This window comes from Carboxylicivirga sp., assembly GCF_982718395.1.
Window position 1 is genome coordinate 1 of the sequence record NZ_CEXQWX010000160.1, and the last position, 13,448, is coordinate 13,448.

Here is a 13,448-nt window from a genome sequence, read left to right on the forward strand (position 1 = left end):
CAAGATCGTTCATCAGGGCGAAGTTAACGCTAATATGCACCTTATATTAAGAGGCTTATTAAGGTCGTATGTTGTTACTGCAAGCGGCGAGGAACGAACCGTATTGATAGCAAAAGCAAAAATGCGCAGTGCATCTTATAATTCTATTCTGCATAATAAGCCATCCGAAATCACTATTGAAGCTATTGAGGAATCAGACATACTGGCTGTAAACGCCAAAATATTTCAGAAAGTTATAAAATCAGAGTCTACTTTAAGATTACTCGAAAAACAAGGAATTAGAGAGATGCTAATAGATGCTACTGAGAGGCTTCATTTCTTTACTATTCTTTCTCCTGAAGAACGATACGTACAGTTCTGCCAAAAACATCCTGATTTGCTTCAACGTGTTCCACAAAAATATCTTGCTTCTTACCTTGGTGTTACCACTGTTTCTCTCTCAAGGATTAAATCCAGAATTACGAAAAACAGCAAGAAAAATCGTTAATTATCTTTTGTTATTTCTAAGCCGGGTTGTGCCAGCTTACTTTGCCTTTGAAAATATTGATCGTTTTTAAAGGTAAAATAGATACACAAGAGTTTATGAAAGCAGCAATAGTATATTTTTCAGGAACAGGTAATACACTGAGAGTAGGAGAAGTATTTAAGAGTTACCTGGAAGACTTAAAGTATAAAGTGGATATGATTGACATTACAAAACAGAAAAATGTCCACAAGGGTTATGATTTGTTTGTTGCAGGTACACCCACTCAAAACGCTGTGTCCACTTTTAATATGACTGATTATATTTCCAAGTACATTTCTGTAAAAAACAACCCCAATGCAAAGTTTATAACCTACGTAACACACAGCTGGAAAATTGCTTATGGACACTTGATAATTAAGGATTTTGTATCTAAAAAGGGATTTAAAGTAGTTGGTGCACGTGCATTCCTGGCACCTAATAATTTCTACATGTTCAGAAAGGATCAACCCAAATTTGGTGAAGAAAAGTTTAAACAAACGCTTCTAAATATATACGATGGCGTTGCGGAATTAATGGATGCATTCGTTAATGAAGAAGTATTTATTGATGAGCGTTCCGGGTATCAAAAAAAGAAGCAATACTTTATTGCAAAAGCCATTAAAGCGACAATGCTGCCAAGGCTTGCTAAATTGATGATGAAAGTTGATTCAGATAAGTGTTCTGGATGTGGAGTATGTGTAAAAAAATGCTCAAACGGCAATATCAGACTTAATGATGGAAGGATTGTATTCTTAAACCAATGTGTCGGATGTATTCGATGTATGCATGTCTGTCCGAAAAACGCCTACAAGCTTTTGAACGAGCCATTTGAACAATATGAGGGAATCAAAAGGCCAATTTCCGAACTAATATCAAAAACGTCATAAGTTGATTGATATATCTTATTAAACCTATAAAAGAACAAAATTTACTTGTGAGTTCCCCGTCTGCGTCGGCAGGCATATGGTAAATGAAAATAAAATTTAAACACATGAAATCAATAGTAATTACAGGAACAAGTTCAGGTATCGGTAAAGCAACAGCAAAATATTTCGCAGCAAAAGGCTGGAAAGTAGCTGCGACCATGAGAAAACCTGAGAATGAAACAGAGCTGAAGCAGATGGAAAACATCTATCTATATGCATTGAATGTAGCAGATGAAGGGTCAGTTAATCGAGTAACTGAACAGATTATTCATGATTTTGGTAAGATAGATGTTGTTGTAAATAACGCCGGGTACGACCTAATGGGGGCTTTTGAAGCGGCAACATCCAGACAAATTCAACAACAATTCGATGTTAATGTATTTGGATTAATGAATGTTACCAGGGCTTTTTTACCTCATTTCAGGATTAATAAATCTGGTATGTTTGTAAATATTTCATCGCTTAGCGGACTAGTTACTTTCCCTTTTAACAGTTTGTATCATTCAAGTAAATGGGCCGTTGAAGGCTTTTCGGAGTCTTTAGCATACGAGTTAGAAACGCTTGGCATACAAGTTAAATTGATCGAACCAGGAGCTGTAGAAACCAATTTTCATAACAGTTCGATGGACATTGCTAAAAAGGAAGGGCTAACTGACTATGATGAGAAACTGGCAACATTTATAAAAAACAGGTCTGCTGCACCTTCAGGAAGTTTATCTGCTGAACAATTGAGTGAAGCTATCTTTGGAGCTGTTACCGATGAAAAACAACAATTACGCTATTTGATTGGAACAAAAGCTGAACAATTGGTAGGTATGCGCAAGGCAAAGGGTGAAGATGCTTATATGAGTCAGATTAAGCAATTCCTTTCGTGATATTCGATGAATTAGTTATTCAATAAACGCTCTCGAAGCAATTGACTGTTTTGGACTAGTACTTGACTTTTTTGGAACGATAAACAGTATCTCAATGCCTCATCTTTGTAATGTAATATTTAACTAATTATTAATTTAAATTTTTGAGTCATGAGAACTTTAAAATCATTTTTAGCAGTAAGTCTTTTCGTTCTTGTTTTAACTTCATGTGGTAGCGATGATAAATTTGTAGAGCCTACCCCTCCTGTGGCACCGCCAATTGAAGCAGAAGTTGAAAATCCAATTGAACGACCCGATCCGGCTAATCCAATCGAGCAAGTACCTGAAAATCCGATTATGCCTGAACCTGAAAACCCAATTGAAAGGCCAGAGATTGAAAACCCGGTTATCCCGGCTCCGGTAAATCCTATTGAACCAGGTAAAGAGCCCGTCTAATTTACTTTTTGTAAATCCCTGAGTCGATATTCGTGACTCCGTATATGTTTAAAGGTTACTAGCCCAAGTGGTTAGTGACCTTTTTTATTTACAACTTTCTAATTGAAAGTATCAAATCCCGGATATGAAAGATTATCGATCATTGTATTGAGTGCTCCCAACAAGGAATCTTCGCTATTGCGAAGCAAGCTTTTGTGGCAACGATTTATCGAGGCGCTATATTAAATGATTTGGATTATTGGTGCTATTCATAAAAGGAAAGAGGCCATCCTTTTGGGACAGCCTCTTCAATTGCTTTAAAACTGCATTTATTGCTTGATAAACTTGTGTGCTTGCGTTGTGCCTTCTATTCTTATAAAATATACACCAGAACTTAAATGTTGCACATCTATTTGCTCATTTGTACGTGCCTCTTTGCACAATTTACCCGTATCATTATATATCCTAAGCTCTAAACCAGATTCTGCTTCAACATTAATAAAACCACTCGTAGGATTTGGGTAAATATTGATTTTGCCTAACGAAGGTTCCTCATCTATTGAAGTCGCAATTGCGAAATGAACAGTATATATTAATTCTGTTGTACCATCCTCAGCTGTAACTGTAACTGTGGTTGTACCAGGCAACGAACTTGCGTCAGTAACTAATACATCAGCGTTCATATCAGTTGCTGTAGCCACAACTTCCGGTACCTCATTCGTTCCATGTGCTAAGTTAATGTAGTAAGTCAAAGTATTAGGATCAAAATCTGTGACAGTGATATCATCAACTTTAAGATCGACCAATGTCGCATCATGATTTAAAATGTTATTCATAACATCAATGGTAACAGGCATAAGGATATTTCCAACTCTGTCAGTAATATTTCCTAAACCATCATAACTTAAGGTGATTTCTTCCCAAGGCACAGCTTCTGTATCAAGACTGAAGGTTAATGTTACGGTACCCGATCCTGTAACCCCAACTATTGTTCCTGAGGTTCCGGAAATTGAGAATCCGGTAATATCACTAATAGAAACAGTTTCATCAAAAGTAACTACAACTGACGCAGGATCTATCTTATTGATTACTGCATTAACGATTGTAGGATTGATGGCTTCTGATTCAACATTATTTACAATGGCTATTCCTGTAAAATCGTCCATACTGTTTGGTGAAGCTGCAAGGTCAACAATAGTTCCTGAAGAATAATCCAAAGTGAGTATCTCTCCATATATAACTTCATCATCCAGAGTCAGTGTCAGTACCTTGGTACCATCCCCTGAAATATCAATTATTGATCCGCTTGTTCCATCAATTCCCAGTCCGTTGAAATCGGTATAACTTACTTCTTCACTAAATGTTAACACCACTTCATAAGGATTATTGTTTTCAACTGTAGCAGAAACTATTTGCGGTTTGATGTTATCTACATATTCAACGTAGTTGATAACTGTGAAGTTCGTAATGTCCTCAAGACTGTTGGCAGTTGCATCAGTTACATTTCCTGACACACTTGTATAACTTACCTTTACATTTTCGCCATAAAGCGCAGCAGCATCAAGCTCAATAACAATAGTATTTGTTTCGTTTCCGCTGACTCCTGTAATCGAACCTGAGGTCCCGGTTATTGCAAAACCTGATGCATCAGTAAATTCAACCTCTTCGCTAAAAACCATATTTAATAAAGTCGGAGTGGCATTCTCAATAAATGCTTTTTCTAACTCAGGAGCTACAATATCAGCAAATTCAACATTGTTGATGACACTTAAGTCAGTAAATACTGCCAATGGATTACTATCTACATCCTGAACTCCACTAGTACCATTATAATCCAGCATTAAAATATCTCCGTAGTTCACATTTCTATCTAATGTAAAAGTAAGAGTAGATGTTCCTGATCCGCTTACACCTGTTATTGAGGCCGTGTTAAAAGTAAACCCAAAAGCATTGGATATTGTTACATTTTCATCGAAGATTACTACCAATTGGTTCGGGTTATCATTTTCTACTGAAGCTGCAATAACAACCGGGTTCGATTGTGGACCTCCATTATATAATACATTGTTTACAATGGTTACTGGTCCAAAGTTTTCAAGTCCATTCAATACAGTTGTTGTATCAGTAACAAAGCCCTTTACTTTATCTTCTATATCATAGATTAATTCAAGACTTTCACCAAATACCACATCTGCAGATAAGTCAAATGTAAGAACATTAGTTCCAGTTCCGGAAACTCCGGTAATGGTTCCGGTAGTTCCGGTTATTGAAAACTCTGAGGCATCGGTACAATATACCGGTTCATTAAACTCTACAATAACCTGTGTTGGTGAAGCATCTTCAACTTTTGAGGATACATATTCAGGAGCAAATATATCGACGTATTCTACATTATTAATTATAGTCAGCCCAGTAATATCATCCAGTTCATTTGAAATATCTGCATTATCGGTTACATCGCCGTCTCCTGTATAATAATTCAATGTAAGAATCTCACCATGTAAAACATTAGCACCTAATGTTAGTACAATTGTTTGAGAACCTGATCCGTTGTAACCAGTAATCTCACCTCCTGTTCCATTAATTCCAAAATTAACTGATCGTGTGACATTTACTATCTCATCAAATTCCAGTACTATCTTATTTGGATTATCATTTTCTACGCTTGCTTTTATAATGGTTGGAGCAACAACATCAACAAAGGCTACATTATTGGCTACTGGCATATCAGTAAAGCTTGCCATCGGATTTTCAAGTGTTGCAACATCATTCACATTTAGCGAAAGACTATCATAATCTAATGTTATTGTTTCTCCAAATAATACTCCTTCAGAAAGGGTTAATCCAACTTTATTTGATAATGAAATATTGCCTGTTATCTCAGCAGTTATTCCATTTATTGTAAAACCATCATAACCTGAAAACTGAATTTCTTCATTAAACTCAAGAACTAAAATATCAGGTTGATCATCATTTACATATGCTGCTGTTACCATTGGAGAAATAGTATCCGCAGTTACTCCTTTTACATTAATGATTTTGTCACCATCAGTACTGTGAATGGTCATAAATTCATTGAATTCACCAATTTCTTCAGGTGCAAAATATAGGTATACTTCTTTAGTTTCATCTGGAAGGATGGTAAACTCTTCTCCAAAAGTAAAGAAGTAATCGTTGGTTGATGAGATAGAGTCTATCGTTAAAGTAGTACAACCTCCATTGGTAATTTGTATGGTATCTTTAGCATAATGGAATGCTTTTACCTCGCCAAAATTGAATTGACTTTGTACAAGCTCTATAACCGGATGACCTTCCTTATTAATGGTATAGGTAACAGTATCAGAAGTATTAAACGGATCATTTGAATAAATTACAAATTCTCCTTCTGTAACTCCTTCCGGTAAACCTGAGGTAGAAATAGGAACCTCAATATTTACTGTATTTCCTGCAGCAATTTCACCATTTCCAATATTAACAGAAGATTCACGCGCAACAATGTTCGTTAAGAACGAAGTCATGATCTCCTGGGCATCAGCATCTTCAATATAATAACTACCTTCATCAAACCCTGCATATAACAGGTAGTATAAACGGGTAATATTATTAAGTCCGTCTACTTTATGTTGATCATCATCCGTATTTTCTGCATATGTTTGGCTTACACCATCAGTTTCTTTAAAAATAATCAATTGATTGATGGTAGGATCCCAGTCATCTTCATAAACTCGTTTTAAATACCCTTTGTAAACTGTGCTACCAATAACTATCTCTAATATAGCACCATCAGAAAATCCTTCTTCATCTGCACCTGTTTCTCCGGTTATCTCAAAATAATCCACATTGTCTACATCGGCTGCTAACACAAATAAATTATTTACTTTTCTTGTAAAGTATTTACCATTGGTTCCAAATGCTGTACTGTTGATAATAGTATTATCTGAATAGTTAAATTCTGACTCATAATTTGTATTCAGATAGTTCCCACCATCATACATATCATCACCACCGCCATCATCTATATAATTACTTTCCCCATCTAAATCAAAATTATAAGCATATGGTATAACATCTGTAACAGTGGTATAATTAGAATTCAAATTTTCCAGTACTTGTTCAAGGCTTGCTAAAGAATTACTACTGTAAATTAGTTCTCGTCCTGATCCGGCATTGGTGATTGATAAAGGAATATTCACAGAATCTTCGCAGGTAATGGTGAAATAAGGATCACCATAACTCAATTCAAAAATAGGACGTTGAGTATCCTCTCCGCTTTCATCCAATAAAACAATAATTCCAAAAACCGATGGTTTCTCATTTTTATCAACAGAATTAGAATACCATGTAATTTGATCTTCAATACCGGAACCGTCGTTATCATTTATATTCAGTTCAATTCCAATTTCTATACCCTCTTCAGGAGTTATATCTGTTGCCTCATTCCATGGAATGGCAATTTCATAGATTAAGGTTTCTGCATCAGGAGAGTATTGAATAAAGTTAATACTGATGCTTTCGCCATTTACAAATGTTGGAGTTTCTGTACCGTAAGAAAAACGAATCATGTAATCGTCACTATCATACGAGTCCCCTTTTGAATTATTAAAATCGATGAATAATTCCAGATTATCGTTCAATGAACTGTCAACATCTCCGTTATATAAATAATCGTTGGTTACTTTCACCAATAAGTAAAGGCTGTCGGTATCCCAAACTCCTCTAAAGTTGGCGTTTAAATCATGTCTACTATTATCACCTTCACCGGCCAGATTTAATCTATTATGCGACATGCTATTCCATAAATCGTCTACTAATCCATCAATTACAGGTGCTGAATTAACCTTGCTAAAAGATTGAGTAATCTCATTAACAGCATAACCTGAAACAGGTATTTCAATTACTGAAGGTTCAGCATTACTATTAATTAGGATTGATCCTGTATATTCTTGTTCAGCCTCCGGTTCCATTCTAACATAAAGGTTTATTTCACCATTAAGTAAGAGCTCCAGATTTGACAATGTATTTGTAAATGAATTGTCTTCCGAAATTGATATGGTATAACCGGCAGGTGCTGTTATCGATGAAATTGTAATATCATCGTTTCCAGAGTTAAAACTCAAGTTTCTTTTCACAGCATATGATGCTTTTCCTACTTGTTGATAATCAAAATCAATATTCAATGTATCAACATCTATTGACATACCTGCTAAAACTTTACTCGATTGCAGCTCATAAGCTCCAATATCTATTGTGCCATCATAAATTCTGGCGTTTCCTGCCAAATCGAAACCTGAATACTCTCCTGAAGGATTTCCCTTATTAACGACCAATGATGTGTCGGTTGGCATATAACCAGAATCCAGCCAGGCATCCAGAACATTGTCAGAAGTACCTATTATATCACCGGTCGCATTCGTCCAGATATGATTACCAATATCATCAATAAAGTTATATCCACCGGATATAAACTGCCCACCTCCGTACAAACTTGGGTATCCATTATTATTATCGCTATTATTGGTAATTATTGTATTTGATAAGTGAACCGGTGCAGAGTCGCTAAATATAGCCCCACCATAATATCCATCTGTGTTTATGGAATTATTTGCAAGGGTTGAATTTTCTACAATAACAACACCTCCAAAACCTGATTCAAGATTTATGGCTGCACCTGTACCACTTTCAATGGTATTATCAGACAATATTGAGTTAACAATTAAAAGAGTATCTCCAAAATAATTCCCGAATCCACCTCCCGAGTAGCCTGAGTAATTACTGACTATCTTCGAGTTATAAACTTTCATGATGGCGTCATTGGTTTTGTTACAAATACCTCCACCTTGCTTTATTGTAGAATTACCGGAAATTGTAGAATTAATAATTGTCATTGCCTTTGTATTGGCAATTCCACCGCCTCCTCTATTATTATTTCCGTCTAAAGTATTGTTATTTTGGATAATACAATTTTCAACAGTTAACCAGCCATTATTATATATTCCACCACCACTATATGTTGCAATATTATCTCTTACAACATTGTTCTTAAAACCAAGTTTTGAGAATAGATGAATATATAAAGCTCCTCCGTTATTGGTTTTACTACGTTCTAGAATCGTATAAGCAATTTTTGATGAATCATTGGTTTCCGGTGTATTATGGAAACGAATTCCTCCCCAGGCATCGGCACCATCTGCTTTGGTAAACAGAATACTATCAGTTTCTGTACCTTCTGCAATTAAGGTACCCTGAATATCAAAGTTACAGCCTTCTGCAATTTTTAATACTGTACCTGCACAAATTTCTAAGGTTACTCCATCCTGCACACTAACAGACCCTATTACATCAACAGTATCCGCACAAATAGTTGTGTTTGTAGCAATATTACCTGCTAGAATGGTTCCAATTGCACCTTCTCCCTCTAAGCTTATATTTCGTGTGGGTTCATCAGTATCGTCACTTTCAATTAAAAGATTACCTAAATATGATATTTCAGAAAGCGGAGAAAACTTTATTAATAATGTATCCGTAGTAAATGAATCAATTATTATATCTCTTAAGGTATCATTATAAGAAAGGTTCTGAATAGAAACCTCAAATTCATCAGGAACAACAATAGAGTCTATATGAACTTCACCATGTCCAACATTTTCAATTAATAATTCAATAACTCTCTCTTCTCCAATAGTCACCCATTGAAAATCAATGCTACTATTGTCGATGTTTAAGTATTTTGTAAGAGTTGGATTATCCTGGTACTCAAAAGCACCTATATCCATCACATCAATATCACCATCATATATTCTTGGGTTTCCAGCTATATCATTTAAAGGAATATTCCAACCTGCAGTATCAATTAATCCCCTATTTATTGCTATTGATGTTTCCTTTAATTTGTAATCATTATTTAAAAATGGATCTATATTGCGCCCACTTGTTCCAATAATGTCGCTATCAATTCCCGGATAATCAAAATTTTCTTCATTTGAAATTAGGTTATATCCAGATGAAGTAAACATTGCTGATGAATCAACATAAATATCATCCGGACCATTTAGTGCATAGTTATCCCAAATTAAAGTATTTACCATTGTTATATAACCATTGTAAAAGTATAGGCCACCTCCTGAACCTTTGGTTGTGTTTTTTACAATTGTAGAACTAATAATCTTTAAATTACCTTTTGCATCATATAAAGTACAAATACCCGCACCATTAGAAAACTGTTCCATTTCATTATCGGCAATTAAACAGTTTATTATTTCTGCCTTTTCAAATAACCTTAAACAAATTCCTGCACCATTTCGGTAATTGTAATTGTCTGAAATTGACACATTCTCAAAATATAGTTCTGCTTCCATATTGTTAACATCTATACCTCCACCGTAGTATGCTGTACCGTAATTATTATCAACCTTAGAATTAGTGATTTTTAAATAACCTTCATTGGCAATACCTCCACCGCCATACTGCCAATTTCTTGTATTGTTTCTATTGGAAGATATGCTTGAAGAATCAATTTCAAGGTGTCCTTTATTATAAATACCACCTCCGTTATATTGAGCACTGTTGCCAGTTATTTCAGAATTTGAAATGAAAAGGGTTGCTGTTTCATCTATGTAAATACCACCGCCATTGTTGGCATTTCCTTTTTCGATTTTAACAAAATTAAGTGTTGAATGACTTGCGGAAACAACATTTTCAAACCTTATTCCCATCCATTCTGAATTTGAAGTTGTAAAAATAATAGAATCAGATGCTGTTCCATTAGCCTGCAATGTACCGTTTACTGTCATTGAGTAATCATCCATAAAATCAACCACAGTACCTGCACAAATGCTAAGTATTACATTTTCAGCGACAATTATATCACCTCCCACTTTAATAGTATCAGCACACCATGTGGTATTTTCAAAAATAGCACCACTTACAAATTCTTGTCCTGAAACTGCTGCTGCAGATAAACCAACAGTTGTTTCAGGGCTATTAGTTGCATTGCTATAAATGGATAATGAGCCTGAAAAAACAGCGTCTTTATCTGAAGTTATTCCTACATACAGGTTTTCTGAACTGCGCGAACCAATTGTTTTATCGTATAGTACTGAGTCCTCACCAGTTTCACCTTCCATATACAAAGTAAAACCACCACTGGCTACAATGGAATCAATAGTTAAGGCTGCTTGCCCTATACTTTCAATGATAATGCTTTTATAAACTGTTGAATCAACCGGAACATTGTCAAAATCCAAGTGCATTTCCGGCACTGAGACTTGTATTAAATAGGTGGGCAAAGGTTCTCCTTGTAATTCTATGGCTCCAATATCAATAATATCAGTTTCACCATCGTATATCCTTGCATTTCCATATACATCAACATCTGCAAGGTCTAATCCATTGGCATTTGATGGTCCTGCATTAACTGCCGGAGATGCATACCATGGAGTAAAAGATTCGTCCAGTTGCGGATCAATTGGGTTCTCGCTCGTTCCTTGTAAGTCTGAACCTTCATCTACTGATAATGCTTTAAGTCCCCCACCAAATATTCCAATAATGTTATGGCCATTTGAAGTAAATTCACCGTATATATCATGATTTGAAATATTACTTGATTCGTTGTTGGCAATAATTGTGTTTTGTATGTATATATCACCCTCTTCACCCGTATAAATACCACCTCCTCTATTACCGGCAGTATTTTTACTAATGGTTACACTATTTAATGTGATGGAACCATAATAGGTATACAATCCACCTCCGTTTTGGAGAGCTGTATTATTAACGATCAGGGTGTTTTTAATAATATCATTGGCCTCATCATCTACAGCATAAGCAGCTCCTTCATTTGCAGTATTGTTTTCAATAATACAGTTTTCAATAAGTATACTTTCGCTATCGTTAGCTACCCATATTCCTCCACCTTTTACTGTTGCTGCATTAGTAGATATCTTTGTGCGGGTAACAGCAAGTACTCCAGAATTGGCAATAGCACCTCCATTACCGGTTGTATTATTATCGACGATATTACAATTGGTAACTGTTAGGTTACCTTGATTATAAATACCTCCACCGTTTAATGTTGTATTACCATGTGTAATAGTCAGGTCAATTATGGTTACTGTAGTACCTGAAGCAATAGTGAAAACACGTTCCGTTGCTTCGGCTGTACTTGCAGCTGCCTGAATAGTCGTGGTTTCTGCTCCTGTTCCGGCAATTACCACACTTTTATTGATATTTATGTTGTACTCTGTGTGCACTACATCTTCAAGCATTAAGATATCACCTTCTGCCACTGATGCACTGTTAACAGCTTCTTGTATGGTGGTAAAATCTTTACCCGATGCTCCTACGGTATGCTTTGTTTGACCAAGCGTTGGTTGTATACTATATACCAAGAGCAAACAGGTTGTAATGAGTGTAATTATCCTGAATTTCATAGGCTAATATTTATTCAATTTTATTGTTAATCAATAATTTGACAGTGTTGAAAAGTCCTTAGTTATAATTGTTGAAATAAGGTTGTCGTCAACATCCTGCAATGCTTCTGACCTACCTTCATGACAGAGAAGATTTTCATTGATAATTGTGCAAAGTTTGTGCTCATAATGTTTCAATTTTTTAAAATTTTAGATTCTTTTTTAATACTTTCTTCCCGTTGTCATCAATCATATAGTTTTTTAAAACTTGTGAGTGCTCACTAATTTTTTTCTTAAGTGTTTCAGCTTTATTTTTTAGTTTGTTCATTTATTCTCTTTAGTATACTACAAAGGTCAGGAGTAATTAAATTTTAACTAAGAAATACATGTTAACGTCGGGGTAACAAAAGGTAACATACCAACTGTGTTGATAGTGTTTATTGAAAGACTGAAAATTCCTTATAGTTAACCATTTTCCTTGTCCCTCTTTACAATTTTTGCTTTTACAAAATGTGAATATCAAAGGAAGCTAAAGTGCAAGGCTTGTATACATTTATTAAAAGCCTGACAGGTAGAACCGCCAGGCCTTTATCCTTAATTTACTCTTTTATTATTTTCGATGTATAGATTTCTTTATCTGTTTCTACCATGATAATATATAACCCGTTGCCGAAACCTGATAAATCTATTTTTTCATTTTGTGTTTCTGGTATTTTTTCTAACACCTTCTTCCCGGACATATTAAATACTTTAATTTTAAGTATCTCATTTTCTACTATACCAATCTCAATAATATCATTTGCTGGATTTGGATAAATATCAAGTGGATTATTTTCAATCCTGTTTATACCTGTTACGGTTACCGTATAACACATAGATGTATCAGCACATAAACCATTATCTACTATAACTGCATAACTGCCATTTTCTATAGGTGTAAAACTTTGACCTGTCTCCCCATCAATTGGAGTGTAATCATTATCACAATTAATCCATTGGTAATTTGCCTCATTTGCATTAGCCGTAAATGTTAAACCATTTTCTTTTACTGAAACATCTACAGTATTTATAGTTAAATCCAAGGTAATCACACTATCACAACCATGCACATTTTCCAATGTGTGTGTAGCTGTATTGTTACTTGATGTATAAGTATTACCATCTATCCAGGTATAACTATCACAGGCGGTTATTACATCGGTTCCCGTGTTACTGTAATGCATGGTTAAATCCAAGGTAACCACACTGTCACAGCCATGTATATTCTCCAATGTGTGTGTAGCTGTATTGTTACTTGATGTATAAGTATTACCATCTATCC

At 35.2% G+C, this 13,448-nt stretch carries 6 protein-coding genes; 4 read left to right on the top strand and 2 right to left on the bottom strand.

Annotated features, from left to right (window positions below):
* The 4 genes from AC4MRQ_RS20990 to AC4MRQ_RS21005 all read left to right on the top strand — a co-directional run.
* A partial coding sequence (locus AC4MRQ_RS20990; protein ID WP_491199683.1) for a Crp/Fnr family transcriptional regulator occupies positions 1-487 on the top strand: 487 nt, incomplete at its 5' end.
* Positions 488-582: 95 nt separating this feature from the next.
* On the top strand, positions 583-1,392 hold the full coding sequence (locus AC4MRQ_RS20995) for an EFR1 family ferrodoxin (RefSeq protein ID WP_491199684.1): 810 nt from the start codon (positions 583-585) through the stop codon (positions 1,390-1,392).
* Positions 1,393-1,496: 104 nt separating this feature from the next.
* Complete coding sequence (locus AC4MRQ_RS21000) at positions 1,497-2,306, top strand: SDR family oxidoreductase (protein ID WP_491199685.1); 810 nt, start codon at positions 1,497-1,499, stop codon at positions 2,304-2,306.
* Between the two features lie 150 nt (positions 2,307-2,456).
* Positions 2,457-2,741, top strand: a complete 285-nt coding sequence (locus AC4MRQ_RS21005) for a hypothetical protein (RefSeq protein WP_491199686.1) — start codon at positions 2,457-2,459, stop codon at positions 2,739-2,741.
* A 308-nt stretch (positions 2,742-3,049) separates the two neighbouring features.
* Here AC4MRQ_RS21005 and AC4MRQ_RS21010 read toward each other — a convergent pair whose 3' ends face one another.
* Together AC4MRQ_RS21010 and AC4MRQ_RS21015 are read right to left on the bottom strand one after the other, a co-directional pair.
* Positions 3,050-12,148 carry a sugar-binding protein gene (locus tag AC4MRQ_RS21010; RefSeq protein ID WP_491199687.1) on the bottom strand — a complete coding sequence of 3,033 codons (9,099 nt, stop codon included), beginning with the start codon at positions 12,146-12,148 and terminating at the stop codon, positions 3,050-3,052.
* Between the two features lie 578 nt (positions 12,149-12,726).
* Positions 12,727-13,448 (bottom strand): T9SS type A sorting domain-containing protein (locus AC4MRQ_RS21015; RefSeq protein ID WP_491199688.1); only part of this gene is annotated, 722 nt, incomplete at its 5' end.

Bases quoted from the DNA above. Each gene is read 5' to 3' on its own strand.
- AC4MRQ_RS21000 (WP_491199685.1), top strand. From the start codon at position 1,497: ATGAAATCAATAGTAATTACAGGAACAAGTTCAGGTATCGGTAAAGCA.
- AC4MRQ_RS21010 (WP_491199687.1), bottom strand. From the start codon at position 12,148: ATGAAATTCAGGATAATTACACTCATTACAACCTGTTTGCTCTTGGTA.
- AC4MRQ_RS20995 (WP_491199684.1), top strand. From the start codon at position 583: ATGAAAGCAGCAATAGTATATTTTTCAGGAACAGGTAATACACTGAGA.
- AC4MRQ_RS21005 (WP_491199686.1), top strand. From the start codon at position 2,457: ATGAGAACTTTAAAATCATTTTTAGCAGTAAGTCTTTTCGTTCTTGTT.